The organism is Parageobacillus sp. KH3-4 (genome assembly GCF_022846435.1).
GTDB lineage: Bacteria > Bacillota > Bacilli > Bacillales > Anoxybacillaceae > Parageobacillus > Parageobacillus thermoglucosidasius_A.
In genome coordinates, this window is sequence record NZ_AP025627.1 from 930,773 (window position 1) to 949,988 (window position 19,216).

The 19,216-nt window shown below is 43.8% G+C and carries 19 protein-coding genes and 1 pseudogene; 18 read left to right on the top strand and 2 right to left on the bottom strand.

Annotated features, from left to right (window positions below; genetic code table 11):
- The first annotated feature begins 11 nt into the window (after window positions 1-11).
- From nadE to yajC, 14 genes and pseudogenes are all read left to right on the top strand, one after another.
- Complete coding sequence (gene nadE / locus MWM02_RS04720; RefSeq protein WP_064549702.1) at window positions 12-752, top strand: NAD(+) synthase; 741 nt, start codon at window positions 12-14, stop codon at window positions 750-752.
- Window positions 753-859: 107 nt separating this feature from the next.
- Window positions 860-1,585 carry a YhcN/YlaJ family sporulation lipoprotein gene (locus tag MWM02_RS04725; protein WP_244403053.1) on the top strand — a complete coding sequence of 242 codons (726 nt, stop codon included), beginning with the start codon at window positions 860-862 and terminating at the stop codon, window positions 1,583-1,585.
- A 111-nt stretch (window positions 1,586-1,696) separates the two neighbouring features.
- The gene (locus MWM02_RS04730) at window positions 1,697-2,437 is read left to right on the top strand and encodes a YebC/PmpR family DNA-binding transcriptional regulator (protein WP_064549704.1); all 741 of its coding nucleotides are present in this window, start codon (window positions 1,697-1,699) and stop codon (window positions 2,435-2,437) included.
- Between the two features lie 190 nt (window positions 2,438-2,627).
- The gene (locus tag MWM02_RS04735; protein ID WP_244403054.1) at window positions 2,628-3,110 is read left to right on the top strand and encodes an intercompartmental signaling factor BofC; all 483 of its coding nucleotides are present in this window, start codon (window positions 2,628-2,630) and stop codon (window positions 3,108-3,110) included.
- A 258-nt stretch (window positions 3,111-3,368) separates the two neighbouring features.
- The gene (locus tag MWM02_RS04740) at window positions 3,369-3,641 is read left to right on the top strand and encodes a site-specific integrase (protein WP_244403055.1); all 273 of its coding nucleotides are present in this window, start codon (window positions 3,369-3,371) and stop codon (window positions 3,639-3,641) included.
- 172 nt (window positions 3,642-3,813) lie between these two features.
- Window positions 3,814-4,848 (top strand): annotated as a pseudogene (locus MWM02_RS04745) (tyrosine-type recombinase/integrase); the annotation flags it as partial.
- Window position 4,849: 1 nt separating this feature from the next.
- Window positions 4,850-5,230: a DUF6262 family protein gene (locus MWM02_RS04750; RefSeq protein WP_244403056.1), complete on the top strand. Its 381-nt coding sequence runs from the start codon at window positions 4,850-4,852 to the stop codon at window positions 5,228-5,230.
- Between the two features lie 763 nt (window positions 5,231-5,993).
- Complete coding sequence (locus tag MWM02_RS04755; protein WP_244403057.1) at window positions 5,994-6,365, top strand: iron chaperone; 372 nt, start codon at window positions 5,994-5,996, stop codon at window positions 6,363-6,365.
- Between the two features lie 563 nt (window positions 6,366-6,928).
- Complete coding sequence (ruvA, locus tag MWM02_RS04760) at window positions 6,929-7,534, top strand: Holliday junction branch migration protein RuvA (protein WP_064549708.1); 606 nt, start codon at window positions 6,929-6,931, stop codon at window positions 7,532-7,534.
- 13 nt (window positions 7,535-7,547) lie between these two features.
- The gene (gene ruvB / locus MWM02_RS04765; RefSeq protein ID WP_064549709.1) at window positions 7,548-8,552 is read left to right on the top strand and encodes a Holliday junction branch migration DNA helicase RuvB; all 1,005 of its coding nucleotides are present in this window, start codon (window positions 7,548-7,550) and stop codon (window positions 8,550-8,552) included.
- On the top strand, window positions 8,545-8,751 hold the full coding sequence (locus MWM02_RS04770) for a DUF2905 domain-containing protein (RefSeq protein ID WP_064549710.1): 207 nt from the start codon (window positions 8,545-8,547) through the stop codon (window positions 8,749-8,751). Before ruvB ends, MWM02_RS04770 begins: the two co-directional genes overlap by 8 nt.
- Before the next feature lie 23 nt (window positions 8,752-8,774).
- A complete protein-coding gene (gene queA, locus MWM02_RS04775) occupies window positions 8,775-9,803 on the top strand; it encodes a tRNA preQ1(34) S-adenosylmethionine ribosyltransferase-isomerase QueA (RefSeq protein ID WP_064549711.1) in 1,029 nt (342 codons plus the stop codon).
- Window positions 9,804-9,820: 17 nt separating this feature from the next.
- Window positions 9,821-10,963, top strand: a complete 1,143-nt coding sequence (tgt, locus tag MWM02_RS04780) for a tRNA guanosine(34) transglycosylase Tgt (RefSeq protein ID WP_064549712.1) — start codon at window positions 9,821-9,823, stop codon at window positions 10,961-10,963.
- Between the two features lie 30 nt (window positions 10,964-10,993).
- Window positions 10,994-11,263 (top strand): preprotein translocase subunit YajC, encoded by a 270-nt coding sequence (yajC, locus tag MWM02_RS04785; RefSeq protein WP_064549713.1) that lies wholly within the window; start codon window positions 10,994-10,996, stop codon window positions 11,261-11,263.
- A gap of 42 nt (window positions 11,264-11,305) precedes the next feature.
- Here the strand turns inward: yajC and MWM02_RS04790 are convergent, their stop codons facing one another.
- The gene (locus MWM02_RS04790; protein WP_064549714.1) at window positions 11,306-11,680 is read right to left on the bottom strand and encodes a TIGR04086 family membrane protein; all 375 of its coding nucleotides are present in this window, start codon (window positions 11,678-11,680) and stop codon (window positions 11,306-11,308) included.
- A 68-nt stretch (window positions 11,681-11,748) separates the two neighbouring features.
- Window positions 11,749-13,311, bottom strand: a complete 1,563-nt coding sequence (spoVB, locus tag MWM02_RS04795) for a stage V sporulation protein B (RefSeq protein WP_244403058.1) — start codon at window positions 13,309-13,311, stop codon at window positions 11,749-11,751.
- Between the two features lie 117 nt (window positions 13,312-13,428).
- On the opposite strand from spoVB, the gene MWM02_RS04800 reads away from it, so the two are divergent.
- The 4 genes from MWM02_RS04800 (at window position 13,429) to MWM02_RS04815 (ending at window position 19,161) form a co-directional block, all read left to right on the top strand.
- Window positions 13,429-13,725: a post-transcriptional regulator gene (locus tag MWM02_RS04800; RefSeq protein WP_244403059.1), complete on the top strand. Its 297-nt coding sequence runs from the start codon at window positions 13,429-13,431 to the stop codon at window positions 13,723-13,725.
- 183 nt (window positions 13,726-13,908) lie between these two features.
- Window positions 13,909-16,161 carry a protein translocase subunit SecDF gene (gene secDF, locus MWM02_RS04805; protein WP_064549717.1) on the top strand — a complete coding sequence of 751 codons (2,253 nt, stop codon included), beginning with the start codon at window positions 13,909-13,911 and terminating at the stop codon, window positions 16,159-16,161.
- A gap of 130 nt (window positions 16,162-16,291) precedes the next feature.
- A complete protein-coding gene (gene recJ / locus MWM02_RS04810) occupies window positions 16,292-18,649 on the top strand; it encodes a single-stranded-DNA-specific exonuclease RecJ (RefSeq protein WP_064549718.1) in 2,358 nt (785 codons plus the stop codon).
- Window positions 18,649-19,161, top strand: a complete 513-nt coding sequence (locus MWM02_RS04815) for an adenine phosphoribosyltransferase (RefSeq protein ID WP_003248934.1) — start codon at window positions 18,649-18,651, stop codon at window positions 19,159-19,161. Before recJ ends, MWM02_RS04815 begins: the two co-directional genes overlap by 1 nt.
- Window positions 19,162-19,216 lie beyond the last annotated feature (55 nt).

The following is a 19,216-nucleotide window of genomic DNA, read 5'->3' on the forward strand; positions in this document are numbered from 1 at the left end:
GTTGAAAAAAGATGAGGGAAAAAATTGAAAAACTGATTCAATGGCTGCGTGAACAAGTGGCGGGCGCCGGATTGAATGGAGCGGTTGTCGGCATTAGCGGCGGTATCGACTCAGCAGTCGTCGCCCACTTAATTAAACGCGCGTTTCCGGACAGCTCTCTTGGATTGATCATGCCGTGCAAAAGCAATCCGAAAGATATGGAAGACGCATTAAAAGTGGTGGAAAGCTGCGGCATTAAGCACTTAATCATTGATTTAACGGAAACGCATAATACGTTATTCGGAGAAGTGGAAAAACAATTGAAAGAAAAAGGAGAGTGGAATGAAACAGCAGCGCGTTTAGGCGATGCGAACACAAGAGCGCGCCTTCGCATGACGACATTATACGCCGTTGCCAACAATTACGGATATATGGTGGTCGGCACGGATAATGCAGCGGAATGGTATACGGGGTATTTTACTAAATATGGGGACGGCGGAGTTGATTTAGTGCCGCTCGTTCATTTTACGAAAGGAGAAGTGCGCGAGATGGCGCGCATTCTCGGCGTTCCGAACGAAATCATTACAAAAGCGCCAAGCGCCGGATTATGGGAAGGACAAACAGATGAAAGCGAAATGGGAACAACGTACGAAATGATCGATAAATATTTAAAAGGTGAGGAAATTCCAGAAAAGGACCGGCAAATTATTGAGCGATTGCACCAGCGTTCACATCATAAACGGCAATTGGCGATCGCGCCGCCAAAATTCTAATTCTGCCGTTAACTGACAGCGATAAAACTCCCTTTCCTTTGCCAAGCTAATCATAAGGCCAAAAATTTTTTGGGCCTTGCTTGAAGGAGGAGAAGGGGGTTTTTGCGTTGAAAAGAGCAATGAACATCATCGGGGCTGTTTGTTTCATAAGCGGGCTTGCCGCATGTGCCAATGGCGCGGACGATGATGATCCTCGTTACAGCAATACGACGCGCCCGATTGGGTATTATTCGACGGAGCGCTTCGCTGATCAGTATCGCTACGGCCGCTACGGGACAAATACGGTTAATTACGACAACAACTATATATTAAGCCGTCGAGGGCCGGTGACCGATTTTTTCACTGACAATAACCGTATGCGGCTTCCGGGAACGACTCGGTTTGATACCGATGCACCAGTGCTTCCGATCGACACCGATTTCGGCGATGGCGACCGCAACTACCATGGCCATTTAAATTCGATGGAAAACGAAGCAAATCCTTCTTATTATAGAAGTTATGATGGACGATTAGCGGAAACAGTTTCGCGCCGCGCAGATGCGGTGAAAGGAGTAAACGATGCGCGAGCGCTCGTTTATCGTGACCATGTGCTTGTCGCGATTTCGACTGACGCCAAACACGCGGATCGCGTGAAGCGTCTTGTCTCACAAGCGGTTGCGCCATACACGAAAGGAAAACATGTGCGCATCATATCGAACCCGAGCATGTACAACCGCGTCCGCACCATCGACAACGATATTCGCCGCGGCCGGCCGATGGAGGAAATCGAACGGGATTTAAAAACGATTTTTATCAACGGAAAAATGATAGAACGTCCTGCCAATACACGGTAATTTTCATAAGGGAATGCTTTTTTCAAGGCGTTCCCGTTTTATTATGACATTTTCCCGTTTTTTTGGTATAGTAATATCGGAAATTTCGTTGCGATGAGAGGAGAAATTTCGATGGCTGGACATTCGAAGTGGAAGAACATTCAACGCCGTAAAAACGCGCAAGACGCAAAGCGCGGCAAACTGTTTATGAAATTGGCGAAAGAAATTTACGTAGCAGCCAAAACAGGCGGAGGTGATCCAGCAGCTAATCCAGCCTTGCGCCTTGTTATTGAAAAAGCAAGAGCGGCGAACATGCCGAATGAAAATATTGAGCGTGCCATCAAAAAAGCGACGGGAAACCAAGAACAGACGAACTACGAAGAAGTTCGCTATGAAGGATACGGGCCTGGCGGCGTTGCGGTTATGGTTGTTTGCTTAACGGATAATAAAAACCGCACTGCTTCGAACGTGCGGGTGGCATTTTCGAAAAATGGCGGTAATTTAGGGGAAACCGGCTGCGTTTCTTATTTGTTTGAGCGAAAAGGGCTGCTCGTTATTGCCCGAGAAGGGCTTGACATCGATGAAGACGACATGCTTCTTCAAGCGATTGAAGCAGGAGCGGAAGAAATGGAAACAACCGAAGATTCGTTTGAAATTTATACAACGCCGGAAACGTTTGAAGAAGTAAAAGAACAGTTGGAGAAACAAGGCTTTTCGTTTGCCAGTGCCGAAATTACAATGATTCCGCAAACGTATACGACACTGGCTGGCGATGATTTGAAAAAAATGTTGAAGCTGATCGATACGCTGGAAGACGACGACGACGTCCAAGAAGTGTACCACAACTTGGACGAATCCGTGTTGGATGAGTAACGGCCAAATAATGTCCTATACCTAGTGTATAGGGCATTATTTTTTTCGCTAATCAGGCACATGTTTTGTCGAAAAGGCAGACAAGGGATGTGAAAAATTGAGGATATTGAAAGAAAGCGGATAAAACTTCTCACATTGGTGAAAATAGAAGTGAGCATTTTATTTTTACCTTGAAAGAGAGGAAAAGGAAATGCGAATGCTTGCCACTTTCTTCGCGATGTTTTTCCATATATTGTTCATCCAAGCTGCTTTGGCTGCGCCGGCACCCGTAAAAATGACGATTGTTTTAGAACGGCAATACTTGGACGGAGAAGTGAGCGAAGAGACGAAAGAAGAAACCGTTGTGTCCATGAAAGATATATGGAAAAAATATAAAGGCTGGCAGCTTGTGAATATGGATGATGAAACGCTTGTATTTCGCAAAACAGTAAACGATATTTCTCCATTATTAAAAACAAACGGTTATTTTGGAATTACTGAAGACGGAACGTTATCGATTTTTGAAGGAAAACCCGCGCATTCCAAGCGGATCATTCAATCGTTTTTTCAAATTGATGTGAAAAAGCTGGAAAGCCGCCAGCATAAGCAGTTGAAGCAGGGAATTCGCGTTGTCTCCAAATCGCAATATCAAGACATTATCGAAACATATCGCCATTTTGCTTTGATGCAATAGACTTATCTTTTGTTAAATATACTATAATGATTAGGAGGATATTATGTTCAGCATAAGAACATATATCCTCTTTTTTCATACATAATAGTTCTATTATTTAGATTTTGTTTCTTTTTTTTTGAGGAGGAGGACATAGACTACAGCGGGAGGCGTAGCGAGGTCTTTCGACCGAGCGTAAAAAGGAAAGTCATTAGGTGGTGAAGGTCCATGAGGGTGCGAGAGGTTCTCTTAGAGAATAACAACAGGAGATACATATTGGTGGATGAAGAAGGATTTCCTGTGATTCCTGTGGTGAAGTATCTGAAGTATTTAGATACAACGGGGAAAAGCAGGAATACACTGAAGACCTACTGTTATGCGTTAAAGCAGTATTTTGTGTTTTTACAGGAAAAAAAGAAGGATTACAGGAAGATTCGTTTGGAAGACTTGGTGGAATTTGTCGCATGGTTGAGAAATCCATATGAAAGCACAAAGGTGACTCCATTGCAGCCTGCGAAAGCAAAGAGAAAAGAGAGCAGAAAAAACAATTAATCTGATCATTACAGCCGTCACTAATTTTTACGACTATTTGTATCGGAATGAGGAACTTCAAAACGATATGGTCGATAAGTTGACGAAACAAGTGTTTACAGGCGGGAGAACGAGATACAAGGATTTTCTGTATCATGTCAATAAAAATAAGCCTTCTAACCGTCATATTTTGAAAGTAAAAGAGCCGAAAGTTTTAACGAAAGAAGAAGTTCAACAATTGATCAAAGCAACCACCAATATCCGAGATAGATTGTTAATTCAATTGCTTTTTGAAACAGGATTGCGGATTTCTGGTGTATTAGGATTAAAACAAGATTGTTTAGTTAAACTCAATGGAAAATATTATATTGAAGCCGATATTGAAAAAACATATGTACAAGGGCATCGGATTCCGATTGATGATGAATTAGCCAGTATTCTTGCGGTATTAATTGATAAATCCATTAAAAACAGCAATGACGACAATAATCCTGAAAAATATATCTTTGTTCGTTATCGCGGTTCTCGCAAAGGAAAACCATTTCTTCAAGAGTGGGTGCGAACCCAACTTAATACATTAGCAAAAGCCAAAAATATTACAGACGAAAATGGGAATCTGTTTTACTTCAAACCCCATCAAATTCGTCACACCTATGCAGTCAAAATGTTAAACAGTGGTGCAGATATTCTAACCGTTCAAGAACTATTGGCACACGCTTCCCCTGAAATGACACTGCGATACGCTAAATTATTAGACGATACCAAGCGTAAAGCTTTTGAGAAAGTGATAAAACAAGGCGTATTTAGTTTTAACTTGAATGGCGAGGTTCGAGAAGTAAAACCTGATGAGGATATTCCAAGCGATATTTTAGAAACGTTGTGGCGCGACCACAAGTTGAATGCGATTGACAATCCATATGGAACTTGTCGCGCAAGAATCAATGGGAATTGTCCGTATGCCGAAGAACCACCATGTTTAACATGTAACGGTGGAAGTCCGTGTAAGGACTTAGCCATCGGTTTTTCTGATTTGGATATACAGAAGTATGAATTATTAATCAAAACGACAACAAAGACAATAGAAGTTGCGGAACAACATGGCAGATATGACATGGTTGAAAAAAATAAAAAGAATTTAGAGCGCTACGAGAAAATTTTAAACACCATTAAAGAAGGCAATATCATCTTTGGGCGACTAGAACGAATCAAACGAAAGCAAGGTGTTTAAAATGGCTAACTATGACCGTAGAGAGCATTTGAAAGCCATTCACGCTGAAAGAAAGACTCTCACCTTTCAAAAGGTTGATGAAGCTATTAAAAGGCTCATACGAGCCAATGAGAGCATTAATTTTAATAGTGTAGCAAACGAAGCAGGTGTAGCGAAAGCGACACTATACAACCATCCTGAACTGCGTGAGCGTATTGAAACGCTGCGTCAACAACAAGCACAGGCTCCTACTGCAAAACGAATAAAGCGTGAAATGAATGAGAATAACAAAGACGCTCTAATTGAATCATTGAAACGAAAAATCAAAAAGTTAGAAGACGAAAACAAGCAATTGCGAGAACAATTGAAAGTGGCTTACGCAGAGATATATAAAAAGTTTTAGGTGGTGGGGAGAACTGTAGAATGACAATAAAGTTATTTAATTTTAAAACCTCAAACACCCATACCCCCGTCCTGATTTTAGGAGGGGGGGAAAATAAAGTTGTTTAATTTTTAATAATAAATGCTTTACCGAACTAAAAAAATAAACAATAAAGTCGTTTAAAAATCTAAGTTTTATTCCATAATAGCGCCCTTAAATGAAATAACTTAACAGGTGTTTTTAAATTTATTGTTAATTAACACCTAATGCAATTTTTATAAGTAACCAAATGCTTATGCCAGGAATCAAAAATAACATAGGTAAAAAAAACAGGACCAAATAGCACTCCATGACATGCTCTAGGGTTTTTAGGGGTAAAGTTTCTACACAAAAAGGAAATTGGAATAAATATTTAATTAAATGAGGTTAATTGTTTTGTTTTTTTGTTGTTTTTTATCTGTTGTTTCTAATGCTTTATAAATATTAGTGGGTTCTGTTGCAAAGTTGAAAATTAAAAATAGGATTTATGCTATGTAGCTATAGATGACATGTAGTTATATACTTTTAGACAGACCAGCTATCGCTGGCGATACAAGTCAGATACTTTTTAAAGCCTCTAATTTGCGTTTTAAGCCATTTTGACTATCCACAGGTTTAAAATATATAGTTGGAAATAGGTGTTGTTTAAGAACGTGTCTGAGCGGTTCTGTGAGGAGTTTTAACGACGAATGGGTTTGAGGAACTTCTCTGAACGACATAATTTTTTATTTTAGGAGGGAACAACATGGAAGTTTTTGCAGAATATTTAGCGCATATTGATAACCCGCAACATCGGGCCAGAACGGAAGAAGTTTTGACTTGGGTAACTAAGAAATTTCCAAACCTGGAGCCGCAAATCAAGTGGAACAAACCCACGTTTACCGATCACGGCACATACATCATTATGTTTGCCACAGCAAAGAATCATTTGAGCATTTTACCCGAAGAAGAGGCAATGGTGCATTTTGCCGATGAAATCGCCCAAGCTGGCTACAGCGCTTCTTCACGCTTGTTCCGAATTCAATGGACTGAACCAGTTAATTACGAATTGCTAGAGAAGATAATTGAATTTAATATCAAGGATAAGGCAGACTGTTCAACTTTTTGGCGGAAATAGAAAAAATAGGATAGCCCTTAGAAAGCCTGTGAGGGCTTCTGAGAGGCTTTAAGGAGTTGATAGCTATGCAAAACTATGCCGCACGCTTTTACATGCCCCAACACTCTTGTTGGGGACGCCCTGACATGGCGAATGTCAAAGTTTGGGGTGCGTCCTTTTTTAATAAGTGTAAATTATTACAGAAGCTAAGAAAATAATTCTCTTACTTATTCCAGAAAATGGCCCTTTAGTTGAACAACCTAATGGACGTTTTTAAATAACTTTATTGTAAATGTAACAACTTTATTTGTATTTAAACGACTTTGTTGTCAATCAACAAGAACGGGTGTCCCCCTGCTTGTTTAACTGTGCTTTAGTTTAATAAAAAGAAAAAAGGAGAACACATTTTAGTCATGTACAATATGTGTTCTCCTTTATCTTTTAGAGACTTTTATGATTTAGGTATTGATAACCTATGGGTAAGTCTTTTTTGTTTTTTAAATAGGAATATACATTCGCTTTTTGTTATAATGTAATGGTATGATACAATGGAAAGGCAGGAAAGAAAAGAGAGGGGTACAGCGTTGATTGAATTTGTCCGCGGATATGTTGATTATGTTTGCCCGGAATATATTGTGATCGACAACAACGGCATTGGGTATCAAATCTTTACGCCCAATCCGTTTTCGTTTCAAGAAAGCCGCGATACGATCGTGACGGTTTATACATACCAATACGTACGTGAAGATATGCTTGCTTTGTACGGATTTCGCACCCGCGAAGAACGAGCGTTGTTTGCAAAGCTATTGCAAGTTTCGGGAATCGGCCCAAAAGGCGGTTTGGCGATTTTAGCGGCAGGGCGGCCTGAGCAGCTTGTCGAAGCGATTGAACAAGAGAACGAAACGTTTTTATGCAAGTTTCCGGGCGTCGGAAAAAAAACGGCGCGGCAAATGATTCTCGATTTAAAAGGGAAGCTTACTGCTGTTGCTACTAGAACATATCCAGATTTGTTTCATCCCCAAGAAGAATCGGAATCATCTCATTTATCCGCTCTCGAGGAGGCGATCGCGGCGTTAAAAGCGTTAGGCTACGCGGAACGGGAAATTCAAAAAGTAGTGCCGTCGTTAATGAAAGAAAACTTGTCCACTGACCAATATGTGAAGCGCGCGCTTCAGCAACTGTTAAAATAGGGAGGGGAGGAACATGGAAGAACGCCTTGTTTCCGGCGATGTCCATCGTGAAGACGTTTCGCTGGAATATAGTCTCCGCCCGAAGTTTTTGCATGAATATATTGGACAAGATAAAGTGAAAGACAATTTAAAAGTATTTATTGAAGCGGCGAAAATGCGCGAAGAAACGCTTGATCATGTGCTGCTGTACGGTCCTCCCGGGCTGGGAAAGACAACGTTAGCAGGAATTATTGCGAATGAAATGGGTGTCCACCTTCGCACGACTTCCGGTCCGGCGATTGAGCGCCCCGGCGATTTAGCGGCGATTTTAACTTCCTTGGAGCCAGGAGATGTGTTATTCATTGATGAAATTCACCGGTTGCACCGTTCCGTCGAGGAAGTGCTGTATCCGGCGATGGAAGATTATTGCTTGGATATCGTGATTGGAAAAGGACAAACCGCCCGTTCCATCCGCATTGATTTGCCCCCATTTACGCTTGTCGGCGCCACGACAAGGGCAGGCGCTTTATCCGCACCGCTTCGCGACCGTTTTGGGGTGATTAGCCGGTTGGAGTATTACCAACCTGAACATCTTACGCAAATTGTGATGCGGACGGCGGAGATTTTGCACGTGGACATTAAGGCGGAAGCCGCATTGGAAATCGCCCGGCGCTCGCGAGGAACACCGCGCATCGCGAATCGCCTTTTGCGCCGCGTCCGCGATTTTGCCCAAGTGCGTGGAGACGGAACGATCACGTTTTCATTGGCGAAAGAGGCGTTGGAGCTACTGCAAGTCGATCGGTTAGGCCTTGATCATATCGATCATAAATTGATCAAAGCGATTATGGAAAAGTTTAACGGCGGACCGGTTGGCATTGATACGATTGCCGCAACGATCGGCGAAGAGGCGCAGACGATTGAAGACGTGTATGAGCCGTACTTGCTGCAAATCGGCTTTTTACAGCGCACCCCGCGCGGCCGCATCGTTACCCCTGTTGCTTACAAACATTTTGGAATGGAGGTTCCAAAACATGAATAGCCTGCCTAAGCTCATCATGACAGTTGGGGCCGTTCTCATCATTATCGGGTTTCTCATGCAGTTTATTAAACTGGGGCGGCTTCCAGGAGATATTATTATTCGCAAGGGGAATACGACTTTTTATTTTCCGATTGTTACGTCGATTTTGCTAAGCGTTGTGCTGTCCCTCATTTTTTATCTGCTTGGTCGATTCCGTTAAACAACAAGGCAAGGTGAGAAAAAATGAAAATCGATTTGTTTGACTTTAATTTACCGGAAGAGCTAATTGCGCAAACACCGCTGCCAAACCGCGATGCATCGCGGTTGATGGTGCTTGATAAAAAAACCGGCGAAATTCGCCATGAAACTTTTCGCAACATTTTATCGTATTTACGTGAAGGAGATTGCCTCGTTCTTAATGATACACGTGTGATGCCAGCGCGTCTTTACGGGGAAAAAGAAGATACCGGCGCCAACATTGAGGTGCTGTTGCTGAAACAATTGGAAGGAGACCGATGGGAAACGCTAGTAAAACCGGCAAGACGGGTAAAAGACGGCACGAAAATTATTTTTGGCGATGGGCGGCTGAAAGCGACGTGCGTTGATACGCTTGAACACGGGGGCCGCGTTTTGCAATTTTCCTACCGGGGTATTTTTTATGAAGTGCTTGAACAGCTTGGGGAGATGCCGCTACCTCCCTATATTAAGGAAAAATTGGATGACCCGGAACGCTACCAGACTGTATATGCCCGTGAAATCGGCTCAGCGGCAGCGCCGACAGCCGGTCTTCATTTTACGGAACAGCTTCTTGATGATATCCGCGCCAAAGGGGTGCATATCGCGTTTATTACTCTTCATGTCGGGCTTGGCACGTTTCGCCCTGTTAATGTCGAAAACATTGAAGAACATGATATGCACGCCGAATTTTATCAAATGACGGAAGAGACGGCGCAATTGTTAAACGAGACAAGGCGGCAAGGAGGCCGCATTATTGCTGTCGGCACGACGTCTACGCGCACGTTGGAGACGATCGCCGCAAGACATAACGGCACATTTGTTGCGGAAAGCGGTTGGACGGATATTTTCATTTATCCAGGCTATGAGTTTAAGGCAATCGATGGCTTGGTGACAAACTTTCATTTGCCGAAATCAACGCTTATTATGCTTGTCAGCGCGCTTGCCGGCCGCGAAAACATTTTGCGCGCTTACAACGTGGCGGTGAAAGAGCGGTATCGATTCTTTAGCTTCGGCGATGCAATGTTGATTATTTAAGAAAGGAGAGCGTTGGCTTGACATCACCGATTCGTTTTGAGCTCATTAAAACATGCAAACAAACAGGTGCGCGGCTTGGAGTGATCCATACGCCGCACGGTTCGTTTGAAACACCGATGTTCATGCCAGTAGGGACGTTAGCGACTGTCAAAACGTTATCGCCGGAAGAATTAAAAGAGATGGGCGCAGGCATTATTTTAAGCAATACGTATCATTTATGGCTGCGGCCGGGACACGAAATCGTCAAAGAAGCCGGCGGCCTTCATTCGTTTATGAACTGGGACCGCGGCATTTTAACCGATTCCGGTGGTTTTCAAGTGTTTAGTTTAAGCGATTTTCGAAAAATCGAGGAAGAAGGGGTATATTTTCGAAACCATTTAAACGGCGATAAACTATTTTTATCTCCAGAAAAGGCGATCGAAATACAAAACGCACTCGGTTCCGACATTATTATGGCGTTTGATGAATGCCCGCCATATCCGGCGACATATGAATACATGAAACAGTCCGTTGAACGGACAAGCCGTTGGGCGGAGCGTTGTTTAAAAGCGCACAAGCGCCCGGATGCGCAAGGTTTGTTCGGCATTGTGCAGGGCGGGGAATTTGAAGATCTGCGCAGACAGAGCGCGCAAGACTTAGTGTCGTTAGATTTTCCGGGATATGCGGTCGGCGGCCTATCTGTTGGCGAGCCGAAAGAAGTGATGAATCGCGTGCTTGAGTTTACGACACCGCTTTTGCCGGCGAACAAGCCGCGCTACTTGATGGGAGTTGGTTCACCGGACTCGCTCATCGACGGGGCGATTCGCGGCATCGATATGTTTGACTGCGTGCTTCCGACACGGATCGGGCGCAATGGAACGGTCATGACAAGCCAAGGGCGCGTCGTCATTAAAAACGCGCAATACGCTCGCGATTTTTCGCCGCTTGATCCTAACTGCGACTGTTATACATGCCGCAATTATACGCGTGCATACATTCGCCATCTTATCAAATGTGATGAAACGTTTGGGATTCGTTTAACTTCTTATCATAACGTTTACTTTTTGATAAAATTAATGGAGCAGATCAGACAAGCGATTCGCGAGGATCGTCTCCGGGATTTTCGCGATGAATTTTTTGAACGCTATGGCTTTAATAAACCAAATGCGAAAAACTTTTAAATAAAATATGACTCAGAAAGAGGGGATTTTATGTCAGCGACGATTGTGAATTTGCTACCAATTATTTTGTTTTTTGTCATTTTTTATTTCTTGCTGCTTCGGCCGCAGCAGAAACGGCAGCGTGCGATTCAGCAAATGCAAGCCAATTTAAAGAAAGGAGATAAAATCATCACTATCGGCGGGCTGCATGGAATCATCGATTCGGTCGACGAAGATAAAGTGGTCATTCGTGCAGGAGACGGAACGCGTCTTACCTATGACCGCTCGGCAGTGCGCGAGGTTGTATCCGAAAATAAGTAAATGAAAACGGCTACCTTTTCAAACGAAGGTAGCCGTCACCATTTAATTTCGCGATGCTGTCATATTTACCCCGACAATCCCGCCAAGCGCCGCTGCGACAAAAAAGCTAAGATGGTACAACCATTGTTCGAGGGTGAACGCTTTTTCTAATCCTAAAAATTGAAATAGAAATACAATGAATGTAAATAGCAAACTTGTGATCCCGCCGATAAACCAACCTTTTTCTTTTCCTTTTCCTCCGGCCACAAACCCCCCGATGAATACTGAAAGAAGCGATCCGGCAAAAATCACCCATGTTAGTGAAGATTCTTGCACGTTCGTCCATTTGAGAATGAGAGATAAAAAGAAGCTAATAAGAGCCGCCAATAAGAAAATTGTGATGATTCCATAAATAACGGCTGTTCCAATTCTTGCCATCTCACTCCCCCTTGTCGCTCGATAATCGTTTTACCAAAGTATATTCTTGTTTGGACGCGTTTAGAAGTTTATTTGCGGTTTTTTTTCGTAAAAAGGGCGCCAATTGCCGGGATTTGCGCAAGCTCTTCTCGTTTAATCAATTGAAAAATGATCAATAAAAGCAAATAAACGATGGTTGTCGCCGTAATGGCCACTAACGTCCGCATAGGCAGAGGGAACATAACGAAAGTATGATGAAATGATACGTATCCAATGGCTCCTGCTGCAATGATAGATAAACACGTTTTGACATATTCGCTTACATAAACGGAATAAGATAATGCTTTTACGATCGTTGCAAAATGCAGCAATGTGACTAACACGGTATTGATCGCAATTGCCAATGCCGCTCCCATAATTCCTAAGTTTGGCTGGGTTGCCAAAGCGAAAATGCAGGCAATTTTTACGGCTGCGCCAATGAGGCTGTTTGTCATCGCCGCTTTCGCCAAATCAAGGCCTTGCAATATCGCTTGCAGCGGACCTTGAAAGTAATAGAATAAGAAAAATGGCGCCATCACTTTGACAAAAATGGTCGCTTCGCTTGTGCCGTACATCAACTGCATGAGCGGTTCCGCAAACACATATAAGACGACGACAGAGAGCCCGCCGGTGACAAGAGAAAGACGCATGGCCTGCTGAGTGCGGTGTTCCACCAATAATGTTTGTTTTTGTGCCGCTGCTTCGCTAATTGCTGGAACAAGAGACGTTGATAATGAATACGTAATAAAAGATGGCAGCATTAATAATGGAAGCGCATATCCGGTCAGCTGGCCGTATTGTTTTGTCGCCAGCGTTGTTGCGACCCCGGCGATGGCCAAGCTGTTCGCAACGACAATCGGTTCCAAAAACCACGAAAGGGAACCAATTAACCGGCTGCCTGTCGTTGGCAAAGCAATGCGCATTAAGCTGATAAACGTGTGCTTTCCAGCTTTGACATATTGAAAAAACTTTGCGTGCACTTTCATCGATTTTTTTAACTTAAACATGTAAAGCAAGTATAATAGTGATGCGAATTCGCCGATTACCGACGAAAGCACGGCGCCTGCGGCAGCATATTCAATGCCGTATGGCAACAGCGCTTTTGTACAAATTGCTATTAAGCTGATGCGGACGATTTGTTCTAATAACTGTGAATACGCATATGGCTTCATTTGTTGTTTTCCTTGGAAATATCCGCGCAACACGGAGGAAATTGCAATGATTGGGACGACTGGGGCGATGGCGATCAGCGGATAATAGGTTCGCGGGTCCGTGAACAACGTTTGTGACAAAAACGGAGCGAGCAAGATCATAGCAGGGAAGAAAATAACGCTAAGTATGCCAGTCATCGTTAAAGAAACGACAAGAATTTTTTTCACTTTTTGTCGGTCGCCGATCGCTTCGGCTTCTGCAACTAGTTTCGAAATGGCAACGGGCAGCCCCATTTGCGTGATCGTAATCGCCAACACAAGCGTAGGCATTGCCATCATGTACAGCCCAACCCCTTCCCCGCCGATGACGCGGGCGACGACAATCCGATTGACAAATCCAAGCACCCTTGTAATCAAGCCGGCAACGATTAAAATCACCGTTCCTTGTAAAAATTTGGACATCGCCTCTCCCTACCTTCTCAAATGCGATAATCTTTTATACAATTAACTATATGCAGTCCATATAAACAAGCATGACAAGGATGATGACGGATTTTATCAAGGGGAGAAGGGAAAAGAATGGAAAAGGAGAAACAAAATGAATTGCGTGAACAACTAATGCCGGCGTTGCAATGCAAGTATGATGAATTTCGCTTGCTTGGCTATAACCAAGTGACAATGGAGCAAATATGGGATTGTTTAGTGCAAAAAAAGTGGAAAAACTTCAAAGAAGAAAAAAAGCTATTTGAGCTTGTCAACGATATTTTGTCGCTGCAAATCGGCGAATACATGTCGTTTGTCACGATGCAGTCATATAAAGAACAGCGTTCTTCAGAAAATGATGATTTAGAAACGTTATTAAAGGAATTATTATAGTGATGTAGAAAATTGACAGTTTCCGTTTGCTGCTTCATAATGGGAATGAGTATGGAGAAAGGTCTGATGCCGGCAATCACCGTTCATTGCTATCAGCCTTGCTTTTTTTTACGAAAACAACGTTTGTCTGGCGGAATGTGAAAGGAAGAGCGGCAAGAAGAGTTGAAGGAGGATTTTTTTATTATGGTAAAACGCAGTCGCATTGTCGCGTTTTTCCTGTTGCTCTTGCTGTTGGCAGGGGTAATGGGGCCGACGGTTCAAGGAATCGTACATAATATTAAATTGGGCCTTGATTTACAAGGCGGCTTTGAAGTGCTTTATGAAGTGAAACCGGCGAAAAAAGGAGACAAAATCGATGACGACACGTTAAAAAGCACAGTGAGCGCGTTAAACCGACGGATCAACGTGCTTGGCGTCAGCGAACCGAACATTCAAATAGAAGGAAAAAATCGGATTCGCGTGCAGCTTGCTGGTGTAAAAGACCAAAACCAAGCTCGCGAAATTTTGTCGACACAAGCGAAATTAACGTTTCGTGACGTGAATGATCACGTGTTAATGGATGGCAGCGACCTTGTGCAAGGCGGAGCAAAGCTGACATTTGACGAAAACGGAAAGCCGAGTGTCGCGATTAAATTAAAAGACGCGGATAAATTTAAACAAGTGACGGAAAAAGTATATAAAATGGGGCCGCCAAATAATTTATTGGTCATTTGGCTTGATTTTAAAGAAGGAGTAGATTCTTACAAGAAAGAAGCGGGAAAAGCAGATCCAAAATTTATTTCCGCGGCAGCGGTCAACCAAGTATTTAACCAAACGGATGTCTCGATCGTGGGTAACTTCACCGTGAAGGAAGCGCAACAATTGGCCGACCTGCTGAATGCCGGCGCGCTTCCAGTGGAATTAAAAGAGATTTACTCGACATCAGTCGGGGCGCAGTTTGGCCAAAACGCCCTGCAAAAAACCGTTTTTGCCGGCATTGTCGGAGTTGCGGCGATTTTCCTCTTTATGATTTTGTTTTATCGTTTGCCAGGGGTTATCGCTGTCATTACATTAACCGTTTATATTTACCTTACTTTGCTTATTTTTGATTGGATGAACGGCGTGTTGACATTGCCGGGAATCGCTGCCCTTATTTTAGGCGTCGGGATGGCGGTTGATGCTAACATTATTACGTATGAGCGGATTAAAGAGGAAATTAAGCTTGGCAAATCGATTATGTCGGCGTTCCGTTCTGGAAACAGAGGGTCGTTTGCGACCATTTTTGATGCGAACATTACGACGATTATTGCAGGTGTCGTTCTCTTTATTTACGGGACAAGCTCGGTAAAAGGGTTCGCAACAACGCTGATCATCAGTATTTTGGTGAGCTTTATCACCGCGGTGTACGGAACGCGCCTGCTGCTTGGCTTGCTTGTCAACAGCCGCATTTTAAATAACAAACCGGGCTATTTCGGCGTGAAGAAATCGGAAATCTTAAATATTGCCGAAACAACGGAAGACACGGAAGTGCCGACCAAATTTGACCGTTTAGACTTCGTAAAACATAGCAAAAAGTTTTTCATTTTTTCCGGTTTGCTGACGGTGGTTGGCATTATCGCTTTATTGACGATGAAGCTTAATCTCGGCATCGACTTTGCGAGCGGTACGCGCGTAGAAGTGATGAGCGACAAGCCTATCAATGTTCAGCAGCTAAAAGACGAGTTTCAAAAGCTTGGCTTAAAGCCGGAAGATATCGTGTTATCAGGTGATCATAATAATGTCGGTGTCGCTCGGTTTATCGGCGTGTTAAGCAAAAAAGAAATCGCCGAGCTAAAAACGCATTTTAAACAGCATTACGGTTCAGAGCCGAATGTCAGCACCGTATCTCCGGTTGTTGGAAAAGAATTGGCGCGCAATGCATTTATTGCCGTGCTCATTTCGTCCATCGGGATTATTATTTATGTGACGATTCGTTTTGAAATATATATGGCGCTTGCTGCGGTCGTAGCGTTGCTTCACGATGCGTTTTTCATCATTACGTTTTTCAGCCTCACTCGTTTGGAAGTCGACTTAACGTTTATTGCTGCGGTGTTAACGATTATTGGTTATTCGATTAACGATACGATCGTTACGTTCGACCGCGTCCGCGATTTAATGAAAAAACGCAAAGTGAAAACGGTCGATGATTTGAAACATATCGTCAACAGAGCGTTGCAACAAACGCTTACCCGCTCCATTAATACGGTGTTGACGGTGATCTTTACCGTTGTTGCTCTGTTGATTTTCGGCAGCGAAGCGATTTTCAACTTTAATATCGCCCTTTTCGTTGGCTTGGTCTGCGGTGTTTACTCTTCTTTATTCATCGCCGCGCAATTATGGGTTGTTTGGAAAGGAAACCAACTGAAAAAAGGAAAAGCAAAAAAACGCCCGGAAAAAGAACTAGAACCGCAAGTGTAATGAAAGAAAGAGCTGCCAACCGAGAATGCTCCATGGAAACATGGAGCATTTTTGTTTCTAAACACAAATAAACTTCATTGTCCACCCTTTTTTTCATTTTGGTATAATAGGAAGAGTTGAGGTGGGATACATGTTAATCGCGAAAACACGTTGGGATGTGAAGCGCCCCGATGAAAGTATTGTAAAGCATTTAGTGGAACAATTGCGGATCGATCCGCTTATTGCAACGCTTCTTGTCCATCGCGGAGTTCGTACGGCAGAAGAAGCAAATGCGTTTTTATATCCGCTGAAACAGCCGTTTCATGATCCGTTTTTGCTAGATGGAATGGAGCGGGCGATCGAGCGGATTCAACAGGCGATACAGGATGGGGAGCGTATTTTAGTATATGGTGATTATGATGCAGACGGTGTAAGCAGCACGACGGTAATGGTCAGCGCTTTGAAGGAAGCTGGCGCTATTGTTGATTTTTATATCCCCAACCGCTTTACCGAAGGATACGGTCCGAATGAAAAAGCGTTTCGTTGGGCAAAGGAGCAAGGGTTTTCTTTGATTATTACGGTCGATAACGGCATTGCCGCGGTGAAGGAAATAGCGCTTGCCAATGAGCTTGGAATGGATGTCATTATTACAGACCATCATGAAACGGGGCCGGCGTTGCCGGAAGCGTATGAAATTATTCATCCGAAAAAGCCTGGAAGTACATATCCGTTTCGGGAATTAGCCGGGGTAGGAGTGGCGTTTAAAGTTGCGCATGCACTGCTCGGGGATGTGCCGCGCCATTTATTGGATGTCGTCGCACTTGGAACAATCGCCGATCTCGTTCCCCTTACTGGCGAAAATCGAATATTGGTGGCGCAAGGGCTTGAGCAGTTGCGAAATGTAAAACGTATTGGATTGCGTACGTTGTGTAAACAATGTGGAATAGACGCAGAAAAAATCGACGAGCAGACGGTGGGGTTTGTCATTGCGCCGCGGATGAACGCGGTCGGGCGATTGGGGGAAGCCGATCCTGCCGTAAGATTGCTAATGACGGAGGACGAAGAGGAAGCAAAAAGGCTTGCGAAAGAAATGGATGATTTAAATAGGGAGCGGCAGCAGCTTGTCGCGGAAATAGCGGAAGAAGCGGCGCAAATGATACGGGAACAATTTCCGCCATCCGAGAATAAAGTGCTTGTGGTGGCAAAAGAAGGATGGAACCCTGGAGTCATCGGCATTGTCGCATCCCGGCTGGTCGAACAGTTTTACCGCCCGACGATCGTGTTAAGCGTTGATGCAGAAAAAGGCATCGCGAAAGGCTCGGCGCGAAGCATTCACGGGTTTGACATATTTTCTAGCTTATCGGCATGCCGCGATATTTTGCCGCATTTTGGCGGCCATCCGATGGCGGCGGGAATGACGCTGTCTCTTGAGGACGTTGACGAATTGCGCCAGCGTCTTAACGCGCTCGCCGACGATATGTTGACAGAAGATGATTTTACGCCAATTACGTCGATTGACGCGGTTTGTTCCGTATCTGATTTAACGATGGAGGTAGCCGAACAGCTTGAAAAATTTGCTCCGTTTGGCGTCGGTAATGCAAAGCCTCTTTTTTTAATGGAAAATGTGTCAGTGGAAACGATACGCCGCGTCGGCGCTGATCAATCGCATTTAAAGGCCGTTTTTGCGCAAAATGGCGCTGCGATTGATAGCGTTGGTTTCGGCTTCGGGTATTTGCGCGATGAAATCGCTCCAGATGCGAAAGTATCGGTTGTTGGCGAGTTAGTTATTAATGAGTGGAATCATCTTCGCAAGCCGCAGTTGATGATTTATGATATGGCGGTGCATGAATGCCAGCTGTTTGATATTCGCGGTATGCGCGATGTAAGACCGCTGATTGCGGCGCTTCCGCCAGATAAGCGGATGCTCATTATGTTTCGCGAAGATACGGCGGATGCGTTAGGGATCGAAACATATAAAGAAGAAATTTGTTACGCCGCTTCAGTGGAAGAAGCATCGCAGCTTTGTTTAGATGGCCGCTACGTTGTCCTGCTGGATATGCCTCCGTCTTTGGAAATCATAAAAATGTTGTTACGTTCTAGTTTACCTGCGCGCATTTATGCGTTATTCTATCAAAGGGAGACTCATTTTTTCCGCACGTTGCCGACGCGTGAACATTTTAAATGGTTTTACGCGTTTTTGCGGAAACAGGGCATGTTTAATTTGGCGAAGTACGGCGGAGAGTTGGCGCGTGCGCGTGGATGGACGGAAGAAACCATCTGGTTTATGGCGAAAGTGTTTCTTGAACTGGAATTTATTACGCAACGGGATGGCATCGTGTCGCTTGTTCCTCAGCCAGCTAAACGAGATTTAAGCGAATCACCGACTTATCGCTTGAAACAAGCTCAGTATGAGCTGGAAAGTCTTTTTTTGTATTCAACATATGAACAATTAAAGCGTTGTCTTTTTGAAATGAAAGGTTCGCAAACATATGAGGAGGCAAATGCATAATGGATTTGAAACAATATGTGACAATTGTTCCTGACTTCCCTAAACCGGGGATTATGTTTAAAGATATTACCACATTGATGGATAAAGGCGAAGTGTATAAATATGCAACAGACCAAATTGTTCAATACGCGCGCGAAAAGAAAATCGATATTGTTGTCGGTCCGGAAGCGCGAGGCTTTATTATTGGCTGCCCTGTTGCGTATGCGCTTGGGGTTGGGTTTGCCCCGGTGCGCAAGGAAGGAAAGCTTCCGCGTGAAGTCGTTCGTGTCGAATACGGGCTTGAATATGGGAAAGACGTATTGACGATGCATAAAGATGCGATTAAGCCAGGACAACGGGTATTAATTACAGACGATTTATTGGCGACAGGCGGAACAATTCGCGCGACGATTCAGCTTGTCGAACAGCTTGGCGGCGTCGTCGCCGGCATTGCCTTTTTGATCGAGCTTACTGAGCTGGGAGGGCGCAAAAAATTAGAAGGTTACGATATTTTAACGCTTATGCAATTCTAACCATCGACATGATGAGATTATTTCGTTACAATTAAGAAATAAAAAGGGCACTCCA

Excerpts from the sequence above, each read along its gene's own strand:
- nadE (WP_064549702.1), top strand. The coding sequence starts at position 12 with ATGAGGGAAAAAATTGAAAAACTGATTCAATGGCTGCGTGAACAAGTG.
- MWM02_RS04730 (WP_064549704.1), top strand. The coding sequence starts at position 1,697 with ATGGCTGGACATTCGAAGTGGAAGAACATTCAACGCCGTAAAAACGCG.
- MWM02_RS04735 (WP_244403054.1), top strand. The coding sequence starts at position 2,628 with ATGCGAATGCTTGCCACTTTCTTCGCGATGTTTTTCCATATATTGTTC.
- MWM02_RS04750 (WP_244403056.1), top strand. The coding sequence starts at position 4,850 with ATGGCTAACTATGACCGTAGAGAGCATTTGAAAGCCATTCACGCTGAA.
- MWM02_RS04755 (WP_244403057.1), top strand. The coding sequence starts at position 5,994 with ATGGAAGTTTTTGCAGAATATTTAGCGCATATTGATAACCCGCAACAT.
- ruvB (WP_064549709.1), top strand. The coding sequence starts at position 7,548 with ATGGAAGAACGCCTTGTTTCCGGCGATGTCCATCGTGAAGACGTTTCG.
- MWM02_RS04770 (WP_064549710.1), top strand. The coding sequence starts at position 8,545 with ATGAATAGCCTGCCTAAGCTCATCATGACAGTTGGGGCCGTTCTCATC.
- queA (WP_064549711.1), top strand. The coding sequence starts at position 8,775 with ATGAAAATCGATTTGTTTGACTTTAATTTACCGGAAGAGCTAATTGCG.
- yajC (WP_064549713.1), top strand. The coding sequence starts at position 10,994 with ATGTCAGCGACGATTGTGAATTTGCTACCAATTATTTTGTTTTTTGTC.
- MWM02_RS04790 (WP_064549714.1), bottom strand. The coding sequence starts at position 11,680 with ATGGCAAGAATTGGAACAGCCGTTATTTATGGAATCATCACAATTTTC.
- spoVB (WP_244403058.1), bottom strand. The coding sequence starts at position 13,311 with ATGTCCAAATTTTTACAAGGAACGGTGATTTTAATCGTTGCCGGCTTG.
- MWM02_RS04800 (WP_244403059.1), top strand. The coding sequence starts at position 13,429 with ATGGAAAAGGAGAAACAAAATGAATTGCGTGAACAACTAATGCCGGCG.
- secDF (WP_064549717.1), top strand. The coding sequence starts at position 13,909 with ATGGTAAAACGCAGTCGCATTGTCGCGTTTTTCCTGTTGCTCTTGCTG.
- recJ (WP_064549718.1), top strand. The coding sequence starts at position 16,292 with ATGTTAATCGCGAAAACACGTTGGGATGTGAAGCGCCCCGATGAAAGT.
- MWM02_RS04815 (WP_003248934.1), top strand. The coding sequence starts at position 18,649 with ATGGATTTGAAACAATATGTGACAATTGTTCCTGACTTCCCTAAACCG.